General features: G+C 41.3%; 17 protein-coding genes. 16 read left to right on the top strand and 1 reads right to left on the bottom strand.

Annotated features, from left to right (window positions below; translation table 11 throughout):
- Positions 1 to 48: 48 nt before the first annotated feature.
- Entirely contained in the window at positions 49 to 1173 is a 1125-nt protein-coding gene (locus E2R66_RS08500) for an Ig-like domain-containing protein (RefSeq protein WP_133228731.1), read from the bottom strand.
- A 208-nt stretch (positions 1174 to 1381) separates the two neighbouring features.
- Between E2R66_RS08500 and E2R66_RS08495 the strand changes: the two genes are divergently transcribed.
- The 16 genes from E2R66_RS08495 (at position 1382) to E2R66_RS08425 (ending at position 21982) form a co-directional block, all read left to right on the top strand.
- On the top strand, positions 1382 to 1693 hold the full coding sequence (locus tag E2R66_RS08495; RefSeq protein WP_133228729.1) for a hypothetical protein: 312 nt from the start codon (positions 1382 to 1384) through the stop codon (positions 1691 to 1693).
- A gap of 7 nt (positions 1694 to 1700) precedes the next feature.
- Positions 1701 to 1868, top strand: coding sequence for a hypothetical protein (locus E2R66_RS28290; RefSeq protein ID WP_158288361.1), 168 nt, complete (start codon positions 1701 to 1703; stop codon positions 1866 to 1868).
- An 86-nt stretch (positions 1869 to 1954) separates the two neighbouring features.
- Positions 1955 to 2554 carry an RNA polymerase sigma-70 factor gene (locus E2R66_RS08490; protein WP_158288360.1) on the top strand — a complete coding sequence of 200 codons (600 nt, stop codon included), beginning with the start codon at positions 1955 to 1957 and terminating at the stop codon, positions 2552 to 2554.
- An 87-nt stretch (positions 2555 to 2641) separates the two neighbouring features.
- Positions 2642 to 3835, top strand: coding sequence for a FecR family protein (locus tag E2R66_RS08485; protein ID WP_133228725.1), 1194 nt, complete (start codon positions 2642 to 2644; stop codon positions 3833 to 3835).
- Between the two features lie 347 nt (positions 3836 to 4182).
- The gene (locus tag E2R66_RS08480) at positions 4183 to 8268 is read left to right on the top strand and encodes a SusC/RagA family TonB-linked outer membrane protein (protein WP_133228723.1); all 4086 of its coding nucleotides are present in this window, start codon (positions 4183 to 4185) and stop codon (positions 8266 to 8268) included.
- Positions 8269 to 8279: 11 nt separating this feature from the next.
- Positions 8280 to 9677: a RagB/SusD family nutrient uptake outer membrane protein gene (locus tag E2R66_RS08475; protein WP_133228721.1), complete on the top strand. Its 1398-nt coding sequence runs from the start codon at positions 8280 to 8282 to the stop codon at positions 9675 to 9677.
- A 182-nt stretch (positions 9678 to 9859) separates the two neighbouring features.
- A complete protein-coding gene (locus tag E2R66_RS08470; protein ID WP_158288359.1) occupies positions 9860 to 10720 on the top strand; it encodes a DUF1735 domain-containing protein in 861 nt (286 codons plus the stop codon).
- Between the two features lie 32 nt (positions 10721 to 10752).
- Positions 10753 to 12855 (top strand): carboxy terminal-processing peptidase, encoded by a 2103-nt coding sequence (locus E2R66_RS08465; protein ID WP_133228717.1) that lies wholly within the window; start codon positions 10753 to 10755, stop codon positions 12853 to 12855.
- 38 nt (positions 12856 to 12893) lie between these two features.
- Positions 12894 to 13484 carry a TlpA family protein disulfide reductase gene (locus tag E2R66_RS08460; RefSeq protein ID WP_133228715.1) on the top strand — a complete coding sequence of 197 codons (591 nt, stop codon included), beginning with the start codon at positions 12894 to 12896 and terminating at the stop codon, positions 13482 to 13484.
- A gap of 17 nt (positions 13485 to 13501) precedes the next feature.
- On the top strand, positions 13502 to 14620 hold the full coding sequence (locus E2R66_RS08455; protein WP_133228713.1) for a TlpA disulfide reductase family protein: 1119 nt from the start codon (positions 13502 to 13504) through the stop codon (positions 14618 to 14620).
- A 67-nt stretch (positions 14621 to 14687) separates the two neighbouring features.
- Entirely contained in the window at positions 14688 to 15809 is a 1122-nt protein-coding gene (locus tag E2R66_RS08450; RefSeq protein WP_240049263.1) for a TlpA disulfide reductase family protein, read from the top strand.
- A 48-nt stretch (positions 15810 to 15857) separates the two neighbouring features.
- The gene (locus tag E2R66_RS08445; protein WP_158288358.1) at positions 15858 to 16748 is read left to right on the top strand and encodes a S1 family peptidase; all 891 of its coding nucleotides are present in this window, start codon (positions 15858 to 15860) and stop codon (positions 16746 to 16748) included.
- Between the two features lie 119 nt (positions 16749 to 16867).
- Entirely contained in the window at positions 16868 to 17950 is a 1083-nt protein-coding gene (locus tag E2R66_RS08440; protein WP_133228709.1) for a TlpA disulfide reductase family protein, read from the top strand.
- 196 nt (positions 17951 to 18146) lie between these two features.
- Complete coding sequence (locus tag E2R66_RS08435; RefSeq protein ID WP_133228707.1) at positions 18147 to 19820, top strand: protein-disulfide reductase DsbD family protein; 1674 nt, start codon at positions 18147 to 18149, stop codon at positions 19818 to 19820.
- A 622-nt stretch (positions 19821 to 20442) separates the two neighbouring features.
- Positions 20443 to 20802, top strand: a complete 360-nt coding sequence (locus tag E2R66_RS08430; RefSeq protein ID WP_133228705.1) for a plasmid mobilization protein — start codon at positions 20443 to 20445, stop codon at positions 20800 to 20802.
- Entirely contained in the window at positions 20777 to 21982 is a 1206-nt protein-coding gene (locus E2R66_RS08425) for a relaxase/mobilization nuclease domain-containing protein (RefSeq protein WP_133228703.1), read from the top strand. The genes E2R66_RS08430 and E2R66_RS08425 overlap by 26 nt, the downstream gene beginning before the upstream one ends.
- Positions 21983 to 21997 lie beyond the last annotated feature (15 nt).

Raw genomic sequence — 21997 nt, 5'->3', positions numbered from 1 at the left:
GCGAGCCTGGATTTACTTATTATATATTTAATATATTTATAGAAGTCATCAAATCCCTGTTCCACCCGTATGGAAAGAAACGGTCGGATTAGATGCATTTGATTTAATTGTAATTGGTGAATCAAAGTAACCTTTACTGGTCGGCTTAAAACTTAGGACCACGTCTACACTGCTATTTGCCGGAACTGTAACTGTCTGCTGTAATATTGAAAACGGTGAATTAACTCCAATTCCTGATACTTTTATAGGTGCCGCTCCTAAATTAACTAATGGCAATGTTATAAATTTGCTTGTATTTGTCGATAGATTGCCAAAACTTGTAACTGTTCCATTTTTTATAATCAATTGACCTGTAGGGATATTTTGGGGATTTGCTGTGACAACAAGCATACACATTTGCCCCGCATTTGGGCCTGAATTAATAATGCCCGCCAAAGTCAGGCTCTTAAAGGTATCTCCCTGAGAAATTAGTGATTGCTGAATGTTATTCAAATCCCAGTTTATGGCCGTCGCATCACTGAATAAAGTTACGCCCTGATCCAGTTTAAATACGCTGACGCTGTACCCAACTGCGCCAATATCTACCACATTGTTTAGATTGTTACGCAGCGCTGTTGACATTGGTACCCGCGCAATCACCCTTTTAGCAATTACTTTAGCAGTAGAAACCGTGATAGCGTCGACAAGTGTTGTGAAAAAAACTGGGCAAGCAATTTCAGATGATGGCGGATTGGCACAGCCAATTCCCGAAACCGTTAAAACAGATTTAGTTACCGGAGTGCTCATAGCATCATTCACGATATCCTGACCCAGCGAATTGACTAAATATGCTGCGGTGTTTATGTCAAAATTGGCAAAATTTTGCGCCCTGATGCCCAAAACCAATTGTGCCTGACTAATAGATTCTGGCGAGGCTATATTTAGTACCATCGACGCATGGCGCAGGTAATTGAAACTGGTATTTTTATAAACCGATACAGTGCTTGTCCGAGAATTGCCCCCGCTAAGATTAAAACGGAACATATAAAAGCCAGAAGTTAAAAAGGTCGGCACGTTGCTTACATAGTCGAGCATGCCTTGCGCATTAGCCCTGACCGTAGTGCAGTAACCTAAAACCGGGTCCTCGACATCAACTAACGCGTTAGGCACAACTACATTGCCTGATTTAACCACAAAGTGATGAATAAAGCTTTGACCGGTAGTGAGCGCCTTTGCCGACGACAGAGTGGCGGTTAACGTAGGTGCAGCGGTATGAGTAAGCAGCGTGATATTACGATCAGAAAATCCGGCAGCAGATCGATGAATTAAAAGATGTTGTGGCGACAGTACCGAAAGTTATCCGCGTGAAAAACAGTCATCATTTAGTGCTTGGTCAAAAAATTTGATCATTGGCCTGGTGGTTTGTTTTATAATAACGGCCGGATCAGTCGGCACGGCATTATATTTTTATCATCAAAATGATCACCTGAATCGTGAAGCCTATAATTTCTGGCTATTTAGGGCGCTTTATCCTGACGTAGCTAAGGCTATCGATACAAAGTTGGAGGAAGACCCCAAGGGATTTATAGAAAAGGCAGAAAAAGCAATGGTCAAACAGCAAGCGATTATTGCTGCCGAAGCAGTAGCAGCGCAAGCTGAAAAGGATCACAAAGAGGCTAAGCGAAAGCTTGAAAAGGTTAAGGCAAATAAGTGAAGTGTTTATGATAGAGAGGCCACTCCGCTACGGTAGGTTACTGCATTGCACCACGCGCTACGCGCCGGGTTCCATTGCGCAGCCAGCCTCGCTGCCGCAGATAGGCAAGTATTCGTTTAGTCTGGAGAGCATAAGAACCAATGAGTTAACCATGCTCGCCAGAGTTGGGTTTTGAGTAATAGCGCTCGTTCTGTTTACAAACATGCGGCCCTAAACAAAAATCACATACATTTTACATAACTTTAAAGCTTAATTGACACGGTGGCCCTAAGACCCATAAAAAATGAAGCAGATTTACTTGCATTAGTTGCAACTGGGAGCCAGCGTGCATTTACCGAACTTTTTGATGCCTACTATAAACAAATCGGTGAGTATGTTTATAAACTTACGGAATCGATTGAAGTTACTGAAGAAGTTGTACAAGATGTTTTTATAAAAATCTGGCTTAGGAAAGAAACACTCCCCGAATTGGACAACTTCTGTTATTATTTATTTATCCTGTCCAAAAATCATGCTTTAAACCAACTGCGAAAAAAAGCTAACGATACAGCAAGGCAAATGGAGTGGCTAACACAATTTGAAGAAGATACTTACACGGCCGATAATTCGTCCTTGGCAGAAGAATACCGGATATTGATTGATGATGCGGTTGAAAAACTTCCTCCTCAACAGAAAAAAATTTATAAATTGAGTAGGGAGCAGCATTTAAAGCACGAAGAAATTGCTAACCTTTTAAATATTTCTCCAAAAACGGTAAAAAAACACGTTGCATTGGCACTTCGTTTCATCAAAAATGAACTATCTCCTCAAAATGACATCGTAATTGTAGCGATTTTATCCGCGCCTTTATTTTTTTTATAAAAAAATAAAATTCAATTACTCCCATTTGCACATCAATGTGTCTTTAGTATTAAAATAGCATCAATTTAGGACGCTATTATCAATATTATGACACAGAAAAATCGCTTGGCTGATTTATTTAAGAAATATTTTGATAAAACGGCTACTGCTGAAGAGCGGATTGAGTTAATGCTTTTGATCAGTGCGTCAGATTCGGATGAGGAATTAGCGATGCTGATGGAAGATGCGTATCAGGCTTACGTGCCGGAGCAAAATCCGTTTATCCTGGGTAAAAGGGAAAAAATGCTGCAGCAAATTCAGGCGGGCATCGTTTATGCAGAACAACATGAGGCAGCTATTAAAATCCGCCATAAGAATGGTTGGCTTAAATATGCAGTAGCTGCATCAATATTAATTTTCATGACTGTAGGCGCTTATCTCTTTACCTACAAGCAAACAACCGGCACTTCAAACGCGAAAATCGATTTTACCCCAGGAGGGAACAAAGCGATGTTGACATTAAGCAACGGGTCAAAAATTATCCTTACTGATGCCAAGAACGGAAAATTGGCCAGCCAGGGAAATATCGCAGTTACCAAAACACATGATGGTGAGGTCAGCTACGACGCTTCCGCATCGACAGATCCGGAAAAAGGAACTAAGCCTTCTTACAATACCATTAACACACCAAAAGGCGGGCAATATCAGGTTTTGCTGGCTGATGGCAGTAAGGTATGGTTAAATTCAGTATCTTCTATTACTTTTCCTACCTCGTTTACAGGTAAGGAGAGGCATGTGGAAATTACCGGAGAAGTTTATTTTGAAGTTGCTAAAAATAAAACGAAACCTTTCTTTGTTAAAGCAGGTAACCAGGAAGTTGAAGTGCTGGGTACGCATTTCAATATCAATAGCTATAATGACGAACCGGATATCAAAACAACCTTACTGGAGGGTTCTGTAAAAATACGGCAACTGAATAATAGTTTTTCTGCCTTTCTTAAGCCCGGGCAGCAAGCTGTGAGTAAATTGTCTGGACCTATCCAGATTAGGGACGCGGATATCGAACAGGTAATAGCCTGGAAAAATGGCTTGTTTCAGATCAATGATGCCAGTATAGAAGCCATTATGCGCCAGGCCGCCAGGTGGTATGATGTAGATATCGAGTACGAAGGTAAAATTCCGCAAAGACAATTTTCAGGAAAGATCAAACGCAACGTAAAAGCCTCAGAATTTCTGCAAATGCTCACTTACTTCAATGTGCACTCCAGCATTGAAGGACGAAAAATCATTGTAAAAAACTAACTCAAAAGCACATCATGCTAATTAATTAAATATTCACCCTTAACAATTGAAAATGAAAAAAAATCTACATCTCAAGTAAAGATCAAAAGATCATCATCAGATTGGTTACCAAAAAAAAAACCGGGAAGTGTTGTCGCACTTACCGGTCAATGTCCTGGTTAACCATTAAAAAGCAATTTGGCAATCGAGTATTAACATTCAACCCAAACATTACAAAAGTATGAATTTAAATGGTTTGTCTAAACCCTTGCCGGGCGTATTGGTGCTCCCGGCAAAAAAAACACATTCTGCTACATATCGCTCCGAAAAATATCTTATAAAATACAAACTCAGAAAGGAGAGTTATTATGCGGATTAATTTAACAGCCCTCATAATCACCATAGGCTTTTTGATGTCAGGCATCAAAAGCTATAGCCAGATCACTATTCACGAGAAAGCGACTAATGTTCAAAAGATATTTAAATTAATTGAGCAGCAATCCAAATTTACCTTTTTGTACGATAGCCAGGACATCAAGGGAATCCCCAAAGTAACTGTCAGTATAGATAATGGGTCAATTCAGGATGTGTTAAACAAGGTATTTAAGCCTCTTCCTTTAACATATAAAATTATTGCTCAAACCATATTGGTAAAAAAAGAAACACAAAAGGCCGAGAATGCGGATCAGAACGTACCTGCGCAAAAAAAAATAGCGATACTTCTGCAAGGTAAGGTAGTAGATGAGAATGGATTGCCAATAAAAGATGTTGCGATAAAGGAGACGAAACTGGGTAATGAAACACTTTCAAACGCTAATGGCGAGTTCAAAATACAGGGTGGCAGTTCAGGTTACATCACCTTATCCACTCCTGGTTATTCCAAAAAAACTGTCGGTTATTCAGATAGCACTTATTTGGAAATTGTGATGAAAAAAGGGAACTATCAAACCATAGATCTGGAAGAGGTGAAAATTTTATCAAATGACGTTAAAGAGAATCCTACCAAATTCATCGATCTGGAAAACCGGAGTTATATGAACCTGTCGCAAGTGTTGCAAGGTACTATCCCTGGTTTAAGTTTACAAGTAGTTAACTCAAGTACCAAAACGGTAACTAGTGTGGATGCTTACGTATATAGAGATGGCAACATCCCGGTTAACGCGTTCAGGCGCTTTTCGGTAGAAGATTTTTTGATTTATAAAGGTCAAAGAGAAGGGCAGAATATTATTGATGTTCTGCTAAAGGGCACAAATGTGCCGAAATCTATCAGCGATTTTTACCATATTAATACCATTACTACGGTTAGTAATTCATTGGTGCCTGAAATAAGAGGGGCAAACAATTTTGGGAGCGGTACCTCCAATATGCTCGTGGTTATCGATGGTTTCCCTCAAGATGGGTTTCCTGCTAACTATCCAATGACCAATGTAGAGTCTATAGAAGTAATTAAGGATCCTAAAGAGCTAATCAAATGGGGCTCAAAGGCCGCCGGCGGCGCTATTCTGATCAAGTCAAAATCGGCCAAGGCAGGAAAATTACAAATTAATTACTCAGGCAGCTTTTACTATTCGCCAGCACCCAAATTTAACAGGGAAAAATTAAAATTGGCTAATACACGTACTTATTTAGATTACCTCCGGGATATTGATTCTACTTTAACCAACAGCTACGGGAGCACACAGTTTGGCCTTTCGCCGGCGAAGCAGTTACTTGGTCAAAAAAGGCTGGGTACAATTAGCGAAGAAAAATTCAATACCCAATGGGATTCCCTATCCGGGCTAAATAACGATAGTCAGTTGAACATGCTTCAACAAGATGCTTTTAATCAAACCCATAGCTTAACAGTAAGCGGCGGCAGTCAGGCTTATAAATATACTGCCATTGGCAATTACACTGGTGGGCAAGGTAACGACCTTGGCGGCAAAAACCGTACCTATTCATTTAGCCTTAATAATAGTTTCAAACTGTTAAAAAATAAGCTGCATATACGATGGCTTATCAATTATTCCGACGCAAAAACTAAATCCGGGTATAACTTTTCTCCAACCAATGTAGGGCTGGATCCATACCAGATGCTGGTGGACGGGCAAGGCAATTATGATTATGATTATACCAAGTTATCGGCTACGGGAAATCAATTGATTGAATCCCGTGGGTATAAAAATTACGGGGTAAACCTACTGGAAGACGCGAGGGTGAATAATATTTCCAATAAGGTAATAAACAAACAGTCCAATTTTAACATGAACTGGAATTTGTTACCCGGCTTAACATGGGCTTCGGCTATGGTTTACACCCATAAAGACAACACTGCCAGTAGCTTATACGGCGCGGAATCAAGCTATACAAGGCAATTGGTAGATAAGTATGGGCAATTAGGCACTAACGGTGTAAACTTTTACCTTCCTTACGGGGATATCCTAAATTCCAGCAATTCGGCATATGATAACTGGAACGTACGATCCGGCCTGTCGTACTCCAAGACTATTGGTAAGCATACTTTTAATTTGGGTATAGGAGGTGCAGCTTCCAGTGTTTCTACCAGTAGTCCATCTAATTATATATTGTATGGTTATAATCAAAAAACAAAGACAAGCACACCTGTTTATTTACCAACAAGCCCTTCAACACAATCTACGATTAATAATTTTTACTCACTCTTCACAGGGTCTTCTTCCTCTGAGTACCCCTATTCTTTAACACAACGACAGGGGGGAGATACCTCCTTAACCCGTAACCTTAACGGCAATGCGTCGCTTGAATATAGATTTTCAGACAGAATAAGAGCTACCGGCTCGTATATAGCAAATCTGAGTCCTCTGTACGGGCAATCAGCAATATACTCTGTACAATCATCCTACCAAAGTGACGTTACGGGGCGCGTGGTTAAAAACTGGAACGGCTTTTTAAAAGATGTTTTTTTATCTGTAGGTAATCAAGGCATTCAAATGCCCAATTTGCCGGCACAGTATAGCAACACAAGGTATTTGCAAAGCTATTTTAATAATTACACCATTTGGGTTAACGGCACTACGCCTACACAGCAGCAAGGACAGAGTTCAAAAAATTTATATGAAAAATTAACGCTTGCTTTCGCGGATAGTACGTTTGTTGCATACGGGGCCTTTAATACGCAAAAAACAAAAGGCGATTTATCAACTACAAACTCTAATAGTAGTATTCCAGATAAGGTTGTAACATCAAAATACCTCAGCACTGGCGTGGCTATGTTTTTGAGAAAAAAACTATTGAACTTACGCCTTAATTATGACAAATCGCCGGAAGGGAACGCTCAATATAACGGCAGTTTTAACTACTATCTGAGTAGGGAAAGTTTTTTTAAATCGAAAATTATAAGCACCCTGGAGTTTAACGCGACTTTGCAGGAAATCAGCCCATACCAAGGGTTGTCATTAATGCAGAGTACAAATATTGCAACGGATGGCTCATACAGCCAGGCTATCAATAATGATTTTACTGCGCTTCCGGCAGCAAACCGAACTTTTGAGGCGCATGGTAAAATCGGTATCAGCAATAATAAATATAATTTAGACTTGCGGTATTATGACCAAACCTCCAGCGGTTTAAGTAATAACCTGAATGTTTTAACCGATCCAAGTACTGGCTTATCAAACCATGTAAGCTATAGCAGTATAACCAACAGAGGTGTTGAATTTTTCCTAAATGCTGATCTTATCAAAAATGATAATTTCAGTTATAGTATAACCATAAATGGTGCACACAATACCAACATTGCCAGAAGTGTTCCTGTAACAAATTTTACAGCAACCAGTGATTATACAGTGGCCTTAAGGGATGGTTACGATGTAAGCAATATTTGGGCCCCGAAATGGGCGGGTCTTAACTCGAGCGGCGATCCTCAGATTTACGACAAGAACGGGGAAATAACCTCGACCCTTGACAGCGCTACTGTAGCCGGCGCCTTAGTAAAACAAGGTGTTACTAAGGCCCCCTGGACTGGGGGTTTAATACAGGAGTTCAGGCTGCACCAGTTTTTTGCCCGCGCGGCCCTGACGTTCAATTTAGGGTACGTGATGCGATATTACCGTCCTTACCCGGGAAGCGATGTGGAAAACAGCAGCCTTGTGGCCGACAGGTGGCAAAAACCAGGAGATGAAAAATTTACAGATGTTCCGAGGATAAGCGAGTCTGGTACCAACAGTTATAGGGAGTTTGTTACCCGCTATTCCAGCAATAGTATATTATCTGCCGACAACATTCGTTTGCAGGAGGTGATGATGGGCTTTAACGTACCCAATAAATACCTTAAAAAATACGGTTTAAGCTTTATGGTGGTAACCGTACAGGTACAAAACATAGCCTTTTGGGCAAGGAATAAATATCATATTGACCCGGCAACAATCAGCGCGGATGGAAGGATAGGCAATCCCCTGCCAAGGATCTACTCATGTAATATAAGTGTGAATTTTTAAGTGATATAACGATGTATAAAAGATTAGTATTTTTTGTTTTGACAATTTGTACCCTAGGGTCACTGTCTGGCTGTAAAAAGTTTTTAGATGTATCACCTTCAACAACAAGCATTAACCCCACTTCGGTTAAGGATTTTCAGGAGATGCTGAACAGCGATTCGTTGAGCAAATGCCATTTCTTTATGTTGGACGTAATGAGCGACGACCTTTTGCTTTCAGACGGACAGGTGGGTGCTTCTACCAACTACTACCTGCGAGGGTATTTATGGCAAAGCCTCATCTGGAACCCGTCTGACGTGGACGAGATGTATAATTCTACTTATTCGAGGATATTGCAAATGAATATCATTTTAGACCGGATTAACGCGGCACCTGCCGACAATTACAATACACCGGAGAATAAAAGTAATGTTATTTCAGAAGCACTCATTAACAGAGCATGGTATTATCTGCAGCTGGTTAATGCCTATGGTGCGGCTTATGATGCTACTACATCAGCCACAGACCCAGGTGTGCCGCTGGTTATTACACCTAATAATTACACCTTACTGCCCAGGGCAAGCGTAGCACAGGTTTATGCCCAGGTGATAGCCGACCTGAAAACCGCGGTCAAAAACCCATTTTTAAAAAGTAAAGGATCTGATATTATCCATCCGGGAAAGGCATCGGGTTATGCCTTATTGGCAAGAGCTTATTTATATCAGGGTGATTATACCTCGGCATCCAACTATGCGGATTCTGTTTTAGCCACGCAAAGTACTTTACAAAACTATAGCGCAAGCAGTTATGCAAGCCCCTCGCAACTACCAGATCTGATAACCAATCCAGAGATATTGTTAGGGCGGATAACTACAGACCTCGCTTTTTATTCCTTTTATACCGCTACGATTATGCCGAGTTCGGATTTAACGGCAATTTTAACCAGGTCCGATTTGAGGTACTCTAAAAAATTCATGTCCGCGTCAAGGTATACGCCGGCTTCCTATCTGGTTGCAACCGGTAATTCTATGGTATTCGACAACAGCGTTGGTGTACCTGAAGTAATGCTGATTAAAGCGGAGTGCCTGGCCCGCAGCGGCGCGGTAGACGCAGCCGGAGCATTGCTCACCACACTTAGAGCCAACAGGCTACCTACTTACGTAGACGATAGCCGTACCTACACTGCTGATAATATTTTAGGCTATGTACTGGATGAACGGAGACGTGAATTGTTTTACCACGGCGGGCTTCGGTTATTTGACCTTAAAAGACTGAATAAAGATGCCGCCTTTAAAAAGGACCTTACACGTCTTGACTATTTCGGCAATACTATTTTAGCTACGTTACCTGCGGGCTCTGGTCGCTACCTGGTACCGTTCAGTCCAACGGTTATAGCTGCTAATCCAAACATTATTCAAAATCCCAGATAATAAAGACAACTTTTAATATTCAATTAAAAAAGATCATGTTATACGAAATATATCATAATAATCACTGGCCTATGTTGAGCATAAAAGGGGCTTTGCTTCTTTGTTTGATAGGAATAGGGTTTGCTTCGTGTAAAAAAAACACGAGTGAGGTAGATACACTACAATCCAAATTAGCCAGCGGGATGGTTTCTTATGTTGAAGAAGGCAACGTATTGGCCTTAAACGGCTCTAATTATAGCTTTACACCGCACTATATTGGGGTGCCAGTGTTACTAAATAAAGCTGCAAAAACCAACGATACCGTAACCTCAGTTGTCGACCCATCATTGGTATCTCAATATAATCAAATCTATCAGGAAAAAAACCCGTCTATACCACTAGGGGCGTTCTTGGTTTCCCATAACGGGGCCTTTGCAGTAGAAAAAGGTTCTGCACAAGCCAAAGATTCGATTTATGTTTTATTGGATGACGGCAGCCAGCTGAAAGATAGCACCACTTACCTTGTGCCCGTTACCCTGGCCGCAAAAAAAGGTTCTCAGTTAAAATACTCCGTTTTCTTTTTTAAAGTATTTGTTACCAAGGGCGACCTGAAAGCCAAAATGTATGATGTAAGCACCATTGATGGAACACAAGCCAACAGGCTGGGCAGCGGGGCAATAGATGTTACTTACGATGTTGTTCCGGAGTCAGTTAATTTGAGGACAACACTCACTACCCTGTTTCCTGCCCACGATGTCAGCGTAAAGGCAACCCTGCTTACGCAAGATGAGCTCAACGATGCGATAACCAATGAATTTTTCCCTGGCATACCTATGCCCGACAATACCGCTGCGCTTAGTAAAGATCTGGTTTATGTGCCAGCAAAATCATTATTAAGCGGCGATTATTTAACGCTCCACTTTCCCAATAAGGCAAATTTACAAACCTTTCAATGGTATGTTATGGGGGTAAAAATTGTTACCTATACCGCATCGGAGTATGGGGTGCCACCTGTAGCCAACGACTCGTGCAGGGCTTATATCCGGTTTTTTCTGAGTAACTGATTTATCTGTTTCCGTAATTTAATTTATACCAAATGTTTAAAAAAATGGGCCTTGGGGCCGTAGTTTGTTTGTCCATACTATTCAATAACGTAGCTTTTTCAACAGTTAAGACATACCCGACGGGTGATATACAGCCAGGTAAGAACGAAAGTGAAATATGCCGGTTAGCTGTTAAAATGTTAATGACCAATAATTACAAAAAGGTACCTCTTAACGATTCATTGTCTGTTTTGGTTTTCAATCTGTATTTAAAAAGCCTGGACGAAAATCATAGCTATCTGTTAGCAGGGGATGTAGCCAGTTTTGAGCAATACAGAACATTGTTAGACGATGATTTGCAAAATGGTAATTTAAGTCATGTTTTTGGCATGTTCAATACCTATAAAATGAGATACGAGCAACGCCTGAAGTATGCGATTGCTCAACTCAACGCTGATTTTGATTTCACTAAAAAGGATGTTTATATATCTGATCGCCGAAAAAAGCCTTTTATAAATACTGAGGCTGAGATGGATGCGATGTGGAATAAGCGAGTAAAATATGATTTACTTGGCCTTCAATTGGGCAATTCGTCTATTGCCAAGAACAAGGAGAATCTAAAAAAGAAGTATCAAAGCCTGTTGAATCAATCAGACAAGGCGTCTAGTCAGGATGTTTTTCAATTATTTATGAATGCATTTACAGCTTCTGTTGATCCTCATGCCGCTTATTTTAACCCTTTTAATGCTTCACAATTTAGTGTTGGGGTAACGCGTGCTTTAGAAGGTATTGGCGCAACACTAATTTTGGAGAATGAATATGTAACTATTAAAGGGTTAACTGCCGGAGGTCCCGCCTACAAAACAAAGATGATTAATACGGGCGATCGTATTATAGGCATTGCTCAAGGTAAGGATGGCCAGTTTCAGGATGTTACAGGCTGGCGGCTTGATAATGCTATCGCTTTAATACGTGGGCCCAAAGGAACCGTTGTAAAGCTCAAAGTATTGGCAAAGGGTCGAAGCGACTCTGAGGAGCCCCAGATCATAGAAGTTGTTAGGGATAAGATTATTTTGGACGATCAATCGGCCAAGGAGGAGATACGTACATATAAAGCCAATGGAAAAGATGTTAAAATAGGGGTAATTGTTATACCTGCTTTTTATCTGGATTATAATGCTTACGAAGCTGGCGACCACAACTATAAAAGTACAACGCGGGATGTGAAATTATTGTTGGATACTTTGAAACAAAAAAAGGTAGACGGTATAATGATTGATTTACGCGGCAATGGCGGCGGATCTTTAAATGAGGCGATTAGTCTTACGGGGCTTTTTATATCATCCGGGCCCGTTGTACAAATACGAGAAGTGAATGAGCACATTAAAGTGAACAGCGATATAGATACTTCGACATATTATGGTGGCCCCCTTGCCGTTTTAGTTGATCGTACGAGTGCATCTGCTTCAGAGATATTCTCAGCCGCGATACAGGATTATGGACGCGGCCTGATATTAGGATCGCAAACTTATGGCAAAGGTAGTGTACAAACTCAAATTGATTTGAATAAGGTAGCTATGAAACTGGCTGCCCAAAACGGAGCTGATGAGGAGGACGAAGCGCCAATCCAGTTTGGACAATTGAACGTTACTATCGGGAAATTTTACCGCATTAACGGCAGTTCAACGCAGCATAAAGGCGTTACGCCCGATATTCAGCTTCCGTCATATATAGCTCCGTCAAAATACGGTGAAGATAACGAACCTTCAGCTATGCCATGGGATACAATAGGCAAAAGCGAGTACACCAAAGTTGGATCATTTAATAGGGTATTACCCGTGTTAACCAACCTTTACCGAAAACGTAATCAAACAAACGTAGCCTATGAAGCCTATAATAATTTGGTTAAAGCTTATCAGGAAAATGAAAAGCCTAAGCCCTTTTCGTTAAATGAAGATGAGTTTAAACGGACCCGAGATAGCAATACCCAAAAAGCATTAGATCGAGATAATAAATTACGCGTAGCAATTGGGTTTACTGCATTAAAAAAGGGGGAGGTAAAATCCCAAACTGATGACCTTGACTTCATGAAAACAGAAGCAGGCCAAATACTTACAGATTTTATTTTACTAAATAATACAACCACCGGAATTTAATATAAACAATAAGCTATTCCACTGTAAATTAAATTGATATGTTAAAGGCAACTCTAATTACTGCTGTATCTGCTATGCTATTTAGTGTTAGTGGGTATGTTAAAAATGCTACTCCACGCAATAAAAGTCAACATACAAAAACCTCATTTCAATCATTGGCTACCCCAACAAGGGCTAATAACATAGCCGATTCTGCCTTACTTAAGGTTGGCGATAAATGCCCCGAATTTGTATTCAGGGATACAAGCGGATACGACGGGCGCAATGTTAAGCTTAGCGATCTGAAAGGCAAATACGTACTTATTGATGTATGGGCCTCGTGGTGCGCACCATGCCGCGCACAGTACCCTTATATTGTTTCTTTGGAAGCGAAAATGAAAAACAAAGCGATAACCTTTGTTAGCATATCCATTGACAGCCATGTTTGGAGGTGGAAAGGGCCTAACCTAACCCAAATGGGTGGCATCCAGTGGATGGTTAGAGACGAGGTGTTTGAGAAAGCATTTGGCATTAATGCGATCCCCCGGTTTATCTTGTTGGACAAAGATGGCAACGTTTTAAACCTTAAAATGCCCCTGCCATCACATCCCGAACTTGAGCAAGAGTTAAATAAGCTTAACGGAATTTAAAATATTAATAAATTAAGATGATCAAATACATTATTATGCTACTGATTGCCTTGCCCTTAGCCGCAGTAGCACAGCAAAATTACACTATCAAGGTGAACGTTAAAAATGTTGACGCTGGGGCAAAAGTGTACCTGAATTATAAGGTAAATCAGAAAATAAACCAGGACTCTGCAACTTTAGTAAATAACCAGTTTGTTTTTAAAGGCGTGCAAATCAATAAAATGAAAGCCTTTGTTTTATTGAGCCATACCGGAACTCCGATTAAGGACATGGACGGATCGGATATGGTTGCTGTGTATCTTGAAGATGGAACGGTTACCGTTAATGCCACAGATTCATTGGTGCATGCTACCGTAAGCGGTACAAGACTTAATGACGACCAGCAGCAAATGATTGACTTGTTGGAACCCTACAAAAAAAAGGGTAAAGCTCTGGTGTCTGCATATGATAATGCTATAGGTAAGCCCGATGAGCAGGAAAAACTTAAAACTGAATTTGCCGGGATCCAAAACGAGCAAAAGGAGGCTACAGAAACTTTTATTGAAAATCACCCTAACTCATTGGTGAGTTTAAACTTGCTTCTTACAACGGTAGACCCGGCTCAGGATATGGTTAAGGCCCGAAGCCTTTTTAACAGCTTAACCGAGGATGTGCGAAACTCAGCCAACGGCCAAACTTATAAAAATGTGATTGAAGAGGCCAAATCTGTTGAGGTGGGCAGCCAGGCTCCTGGTTTTACAATAAAAAACACCAAAGGTGAGGATGTCTCCCTCGCATCTTTTAAGGGTAAATATGTACTGGTTGATTTTTGGGCAAGCTGGTGCGCGCCGTGCAGGGCAGAAAACCCAAACCTGATTGCCTCTTTTCACCAATTCAAAAATAGAAATTTTACCGTTTTGGGCGTGTCATTGGATGGTGGCAAAAATGCCAAACAGCAATGGATGGATGCTATTGCTAAGGACGGGTTAACCTGGGAGCAGGTATCTGAGTTGCAGGGATGGCAGAGCCCGATTGCTAAACTTTACAAAATTAGCACTATACCAGCTAATTTTTTAATTGATCCTACAGGTAAAATCGTAGCTCGTGATTTACGCGGAGATGATCTCAATCAAAAGCTAAAAAGCATTTTCTTATAATTTTTCAACAGCGCGGCGGTATAATACAGGCGCGTATTTTCCAACAATTCACAAAAAACTTAATACATTGAAAAAAGCATTAATCACGGTACTGGCAGCATTACCTTTTGCCGCAGCAGCACAGCAACAATACACGATTGACGGTACGATAGGAAAAGTAAAATTCCCGGCTAAAGCTTATGTAGCTTACCAGGACAGAGGCCAGATGAAATTTGACTCAGCCACGGTTCAGCCGGACGGCAAATTTATCATTAAAGGCAACGTATCTGTACCCATGAAGGCCTTTGTTATGGTGGCACAAAACGGAGAAAATTTAAATTCGCGACCGAGCCCCGATCAGGTAGGGGTTTATTTAGAGAACGGGACTACAGTAATAACTACGCCCGATTCGCTGTTCAGAGCCAACGTTGGTGGCACGCCTTTGAACAAAGATCAACAGGAGATGATCTCGCTATTGCTGCCTTTTAAGAAAACCGAGGCCGAAATGAGTGCCGGCTTTAAAGCAGCAGAAGGCAACAGCGATGAGCAGGCGCAAATACAACAGGCATTTGAGAGCATGGCATTAGCAAAGCTTCAGATTCAGATGGGTTTTATAGAGAGTCATCCTAAATCGTTAGTGAGTTTAAACCTGTTGCGTTCGGCTGTAGATCCTGGTAAATATCCCGAAAAAGCGGACAGCTTGTTTAACAGTTTTAGTGAGGAGTTGAAAGCTTCTCCTGCAGGCCAATCCTATTTAAATAAAATAGGAAAGTCAAAGGCTCTAACGGTAGGTGGCATGGCACCTGATTTTGTTTTAAAGAATACCAAAGATCAGGATGTAAGCCTTTCTTCATTCAAAGGTAAATATGTACTGGTAGATTTTTGGGCAAGCTGGTGCGGCCCCTGCAGAAGGGATAACCCCAATGTAGTTAAAGCCTATAAAAAGTATAAGTCTAAAAACTTTACCATACTTGGCGTTTCATTAGATGGTGGCGATAACGCAAAAGCAAAATGGATGGATGCGATAGCTAAAGATGGATTGACCTGGGACCAGGTATCAGACCTCAAGGGTTGGGGAAGTTATGCCGTTCAACTTTACCACATTAATGCTGTGCCGACTAATTTTTTGATTGACCCCACAGGAAAAATTATCGGAAAAGACTTGCACGGTGACGAGCTTGAAGCAAAATTGGCAACCATACTTTTATAGCCCATGTCGAGTTTATTTAATTTCAAAACAAAAATAAAAGGGGCCATCATGGCTCCACTTTTTATATTGCTGTGTCTGTCGCACTTATCCGGGCATGCTCAAACTGAAAAAAATACTGATTATATTGATTATGAAGAGCTCACCGGCAATGTATTACAGCACCTGAAAGAAGCACAGGCCAAAGTGCGGTTTATCGGATCTGCCGGTTTGAGGGAACAAGCGCTTAAACTCCCACTTGATTCAAAAGCCCGGGTATCATTATTAATCGCACCCGGCAACAAACAAATGCAGGGCACCCAAATAGTGAATTACCGCAAGGATGGTGTTTTAATGATCTACAAATATTTTACAGCTACCGCAAGAGAACCTGAAAAGGTACAGCTTTATGCAACAGCTACCGCACTAACCGAAGATGGCGTATGTGTATCAAACTGGCATGTTTTTATGGGCATGGTGCAACCCGAAGAGATGCTTGCTGCTAACGATAGCGTTACATTTGTGGTTACCTTAAAAGGCGATATTTACCCTATTGAGCGGATTTTATCATTTAATAAAAATGCGGATGCCGCTATCTTCAAGATCAAAACCGGGACTGATCACCTTAGCCCCATACCACTGGGGAAAGAACTTGCCGTTGGAGAAACCGTTCACACCCTTACCAATCCCGAGCAATATGTATATTATTATAGCAAGGGCGTGGTAGCACGTAAAACGGCCAATCATAAAATTGGGCCGATGGGTAACCGGATGGAGATTACTGCCGACTATGCAAAGGGCTCGAGCGGTGGCCCTATCTTAGATGATAAAGGTAACATGGCGGGCATGGTATCTACCACTTACTCTATTTATGCCCATGACCAGCCGCAAATGAACTTGCAAATGGTAGTCAAAAAAACCATTCCGGCGCAGTCCATCCGAATGTTAATACAGGTTCAGTAACGTACCTCGATACAATAAATCTTATTATAAAAAAACGAAGCTGCGTGTTAACTAATCAAAGATTTAATTATAGCATAACCGGGATTCGGGGTTGCTTCATTTAAAAATATTTAAACGATATGAAACTTTTTTCAATCATAACCTTTGTCGCATCAATTTGCTTTTCCGGGAGTTTATTTGGTCAGGTCCGGCTAAGCGGAAATATCAAAGCATTGGGAAGTGACAGCCAGGTAATCATAGAATACAATGAGGGTAACATCGCCAAATCTGTTACTCAAAAAATTATTAATGGAAAATTTACCTGGGAGGCCCCGGTAACTGAAGCACAGAAAATAACAATGATTTTTCCGGGGCGGGCAACCTACATATTTATAGAACCAGGTGATATGACTATAACTGGAAGCAGAGATTCAGTGGAAGCACTTAAAGTAACTGGTTCTAAAACAAATGACGAGGCAGTAACTTATGCGCTATTAATGAAGCCGTTAAAGGAAATGGAAGAGTCTCTTTACCTTCAATACCATAAATTAAGTGGAGACCAGGAAGTGGAATTGGAAGAAAAAATTGCTGGTATTGCCAAACAGAAAAATACAATTGCCAATAACTACATTGCCGCCCACAAACAAAGTGCTTTCAGTTTAAACCTGGTGACTGAATATAGCAGAATAGGTACATATGAAGATGTTGCAAAAATGTATGACCTATTAAGCCCTCAAATAAAATCAAGCTCAGAAGGTAAACGCGCTGCAGATCGCCTGGCAATCCTCAGGCGCAGCGCCATTGGTGAAAAAATGATGGACTTTACAGAAAAAGATAGCAAAGGTAATCCGGTTAGCTTTTCAGCTTTCAAGGGTAAATATGTGTTAGTGGATTTTTGGGCAAGCTGGTGTTATCCCTGCCGCGAGGAAATCCCGAATGTTATACAAGCTTACAACACCTTCAAAGACCATAATTTTACAGTTGTAAGTATTTCGCTCGATGATGATAGCAAACGGTGGTTAAATGCGCTAAGTGTACATAATATGCCCTGGACACAATTGTCCAATTTAAAAGGATGGGATGACGAGCTGCCGGTTTATTATGGAATAAAGGGCATCCCAAGTACTATTCTTGTAGACCCTAATGGAAACATTATAGCAAAAGATCTAAGAGGGATAACATTAAACAAAAAACTAAAAGAATTATTTGGTAACCTGAACTAAATGGTAGGTAATAGGCATAGGATGGCTGGTAACAGCAATGTAGCGCTATCACCGTATGCTGTTAACCGGCTAACAGTTAATTAGGGCTATTGCTCCAATATCATCTTGATAAGCTTGATAAGGTACAGAAATTACCTCATGAACTTAGCTCTACAGAAATTGTATCAAATATCAGGATCAAAAAAAACAAATATTAATGAAGCGGTTCATATTATTTATTTTACTAATTACAGGGATCGTGTTTGCCCAAAATGTGGTAAAAGCACAAGACACTGCTTCAATCTCAGGGATAGAATTTACGCCTATTAATCCATCCCCGGCTGCAAAAACCACCGGGACAACAAAAAAAGACGGCAGTCGGGAAAAAGCATTGGACAAAAAAAGCGGAAAGGCCGCATTAAAAGCCACTAGCAAAAACCAGAGCAAACAAACCCTATGGGCCATATTTTTAGCCGGTTTAGCGGGTGGATTTGCCGCCCTGTTAATGCCCTGCATTTTTCCGATGCTCCCGTTAACGGTTAGTTATTTCACCAAATCGGGCGATAAAAAGGGGAGCCCGGTAGGTAAGGCCGCTATTTACGGCATCAGTATAATAGCCATATATGTGTTGATGGGACTCCTGGTAACCGTACTTTTCGGCGCCGATGCCTTAAATAGTCTATCAACCAACGGCATTTTCAACTTTGGTTTTTTCCTGTTAATTGTGGCGTTTGCCACATCTTTTCTGGGTGCATTTGAAATTACCCTGCCCTCGGGCTGGGTAAATAAAATGGATCAAAATTCAGATAAAGGCGGCCTGGCCGGGTTGTTTTTTATGGCGGCTACATTAGCGCTGGTGTCCTTCAGCTGTACAGGCCCTATTATTGGTACACTGCTGGTTCAGGCTGCCACTACTGGGGCCTTACTGGGGCCATCTATTGGCATGCTGGGTTTTGCGCTGGCGCTAGCCATACCTTTTGTATTGTTTGCTATGTTTCCCAGTTGGCTTCACTCGTTACCAAAATCAGGCGGATGGCTTAATAGCGTTAAGGTCACTCTAGGCTTTTTTGAGCTGGCGCTATCGCTCAAATTCCTAAGCAATGTAGACCTGGCTTATCATTGGCATTGGTTTGACAGGGAAATATTCCTGGTATTGTGGATCGTGATTTTTGCGCTGATGGGGTTTTATTTGTTGGGTAAACTAAAATTCAGTCATGACAGCGATCTGAAGTTTATTTCGGTGCCAAGGCTTTTTCTGGCCATTATTATTTTGGCGTTCACCATGTATATGGTACCGGGATTGTGGGGTGCGCCGCTCAAATCAATCAGTGCTTTTCTTCCGCCGCAGGCTACCCAGGATTTTGACTTGTCAAATCCGGGTATAAACACTGGTAATCAAAATAGTAATAATATTACCGATACCCAACCGCATAAATATGCCGATCTTTTTGATAGGCCAAAGGGCTTTAATCCCTATTTTGATTATGATGAAGGTATTGCATATGCAAAAAAGGTACATAAACCGGTAATGATAGATTTTACAGGCCATACCTGCGTAAACTGTCGCAAAATGGAAGCTAACATCTGGCTCGATAAACAGGTATATCAAAGAATTACCCAGGATTACGTACTCATCCAACTATATGTTGACGATAAGACAAGTCTGGCTGAATCAGAAAAGACCACCACGCCCGAAGGAAGAAAAATACAAACTATCGGTAATAAATGGAGCTACCTGCAAATCTCAAAATTTGTATCCAATTCGCAGCCGTTTTATGTATTGCTTGATCCGGATAAACAAGAACCTTTGGTAGCGCCTCAAGGGGCTGACTATGATGCGACCAGCTATTTGAAGTACCTGAACAGCGGATTAAAAGTATATCAGAAATGAAAGTGTTTGTGATGATAAAAGTCTTCAGTTGTTCTTACATCAGTTAATCTCGATACATGTCAGCATCTTAGAACTATTTCCTGCCGACTAAAATATCTTAGATGAAACGTTTCCGTGCATTTCTCGAAGCACTTAAACTTAACAATTAGAGAAGAAAGTGTTGTACCTATGTTGTACCTGCAAAAAAAACAGGCTTTTAGAAGTTAATCTAAAAGCTGATAATCAAAAAGTGGAGAATATCGGAGTCGAACCGATGACCTCTTGCATGCCATGCAAGAGAATTGAACTATACTCTTTGAGGGTTAAAAGTCAAAAGCAAATTAAATTATACTTTATGGTTTGAGTACGTAAGAAATTACGCAAAGCACACTTAACTAAGTTGAGTAAAGCAAGCCATGTTTTGGTCGGACCAAAACGCTTGCCGGGACACCCGGACCCGGTATGCTTTCACTTTGTTCTGCATAAAATTTGGATGCGGAGCAGCAAATAAATATCTTTGAGTACGGCATAAGTGCCGGGTCGTTTTCACGGCTGATAAACGCGGGGTTTCCCTGCGGCCCTCGCTGGGTTTAAAATTGCTCATTGCCTTGAGCAATTCCAACAAACATTTTTTTGAGCACTTATGGCAAGGCCAAAAGTTTCTCCATCAGAAAAGCGGTCTTTAAAGATCACTTTCAGGGTAACCGAAAAACAACGGCAGCGATTGTTGGCCCTTGCAGATTCGTGTGGTACCAAGCCGGGCGACTTGGTCAGGACTAAGATATTTAAAGGTCATTTTCCTGCTACCCGGTTGCCCAAAATTGACGAGGACACCTACGTCGAATTGAAAAGGATCGGCGTTAACTTAAACCAATTGACAAGGCACGCCAACTCAGGAAAGTTCCCTTTTGGTATTGATAAGACCCTTGCTGTGCTGTTGCGGCAGGAGGAAAAGATCTTAAGGCTTTTACTAAAAGATGATAGCGGATCAGAAGATAGGTAAAAGTTTTATAGGGGCGTTAGGTTACAACCTTAAAAAGCTAAATCACAAAGACAGCACCCAACAAGCCGAACTGCTTGAAACCAATTTTGCATCGCTGGATGTAGCGCTTATCAAAAAGGAAATCGACTTGGTAAGGCGCAAACGCCCCGCACTTGGTAATTACGTTTATCATACTAGCCTTAACTTCTTACAGGAAGAAACCGAAAAACTCGATAATGGCAAGTTGCTGGCAATCGCCGGTGATTATTTACAAGGCATGGGCTTTACCGATAACCAGTATATGATCTTCCGTCACCATGATGCAGGACACCCGCATATTCATCTATTGGTCAACCGCATCACCTTCGATGGCAACGTAGTTTCAGATAGCAATAACTTCAAGCGTAGCGAAGCTTTATTACGAAAGTTAGAAAGGGTGCATCATCTTAAACCGATGGCACAAAGCAAATTCGTATCAGCGCAGGTGTCTGCGCAAAGCGTTAAGGTATTCCCAACGGGCAGTAAATTTAAACGCGCCCCAAAGAAGGACGAAATAGAAATGGTCGTACGAACCGGAAAGGCATCAAACAAAATGTTGGTTCAGGAAAAGCTATCGCTTATCCTGAACCAACCGAAGCGGAGCATGCAGGATTTCATCCAGCATTGCGAAGCTGAAGGAGTGCATTTACTCTTTAACCAGGCAACGACCGGGCATATCAGCGGCGTTACCTTTTTTTACAACGACTTTAAGGCAAAGGGACAGGCGTTAGGCGGTCGCTTTAAATGGATGGAGATAGCAAAGCAATTAGACTATGAGCAAAACAGAGATCGCCAAAGCGTTAGCGAAGCTAACTGCAGAACAAAGGCCAAATACGGAGAACTTACACCAGCCGGAAGCGGAAATCCACGGAACGGAAGACGAAACGATGCTAAATCTTATTTACCTGATGCAGAAAAACTCGTTGAACTCGGCCAGTCATATCACAAAGATAACGAAGACACAGAACGAGATCCTACAACGGATGGAAAGGCTGGAAGCGGCGGTAACAACACAGGCGGCTTACTTGAAACAACTACGGGTAATGCTGATGGTAATAATGATCTTACTGCTGATTGGCATGATGCTGGTTATGGCATCCAAATTTCAGATGATGAGGATGATGCACTAAAACGACGGAAGCGAAAATCCGTAGGCAGGTGATTTTAATAAGCCGCG

The organism is Mucilaginibacter psychrotolerans (assembly GCF_004519315.1).
In the GTDB taxonomy this organism is placed as follows: domain Bacteria; phylum Bacteroidota; class Bacteroidia; order Sphingobacteriales; family Sphingobacteriaceae; genus Mucilaginibacter; species Mucilaginibacter psychrotolerans.
The sequence above is the reverse complement of the archived record's forward strand: the minus strand, read 5'-3'. Positions and strand labels throughout refer to the sequence as shown.

Coding starts and splice junctions, on each gene's coding strand:
- E2R66_RS28290 (WP_158288361.1), top strand. CDS start 1,701: ATGATAGAGAGGCCACTCCGCTACGGTAGGTTACTGCATTGCACCACG.
- E2R66_RS08485 (WP_133228725.1), top strand. CDS start 2,642: ATGACACAGAAAAATCGCTTGGCTGATTTATTTAAGAAATATTTTGAT.
- E2R66_RS08480 (WP_133228723.1), top strand. CDS start 4,183: ATGCGGATTAATTTAACAGCCCTCATAATCACCATAGGCTTTTTGATG.
- E2R66_RS08475 (WP_133228721.1), top strand. CDS start 8,280: ATGTATAAAAGATTAGTATTTTTTGTTTTGACAATTTGTACCCTAGGG.
- E2R66_RS08470 (WP_158288359.1), top strand. CDS start 9,860: ATGGTTTCTTATGTTGAAGAAGGCAACGTATTGGCCTTAAACGGCTCT.
- E2R66_RS08465 (WP_133228717.1), top strand. CDS start 10,753: ATGTTTAAAAAAATGGGCCTTGGGGCCGTAGTTTGTTTGTCCATACTA.
- E2R66_RS08460 (WP_133228715.1), top strand. CDS start 12,894: ATGTTAAAGGCAACTCTAATTACTGCTGTATCTGCTATGCTATTTAGT.
- E2R66_RS08455 (WP_133228713.1), top strand. CDS start 13,502: ATGATCAAATACATTATTATGCTACTGATTGCCTTGCCCTTAGCCGCA.
- E2R66_RS08445 (WP_158288358.1), top strand. CDS start 15,858: ATGGCTCCACTTTTTATATTGCTGTGTCTGTCGCACTTATCCGGGCAT.
- E2R66_RS08440 (WP_133228709.1), top strand. CDS start 16,868: ATGAAACTTTTTTCAATCATAACCTTTGTCGCATCAATTTGCTTTTCC.
- E2R66_RS08435 (WP_133228707.1), top strand. CDS start 18,147: ATGAAGCGGTTCATATTATTTATTTTACTAATTACAGGGATCGTGTTT.
- E2R66_RS08430 (WP_133228705.1), top strand. CDS start 20,443: ATGGCAAGGCCAAAAGTTTCTCCATCAGAAAAGCGGTCTTTAAAGATC.
- E2R66_RS08425 (WP_133228703.1), top strand. CDS start 20,777: ATGATAGCGGATCAGAAGATAGGTAAAAGTTTTATAGGGGCGTTAGGT.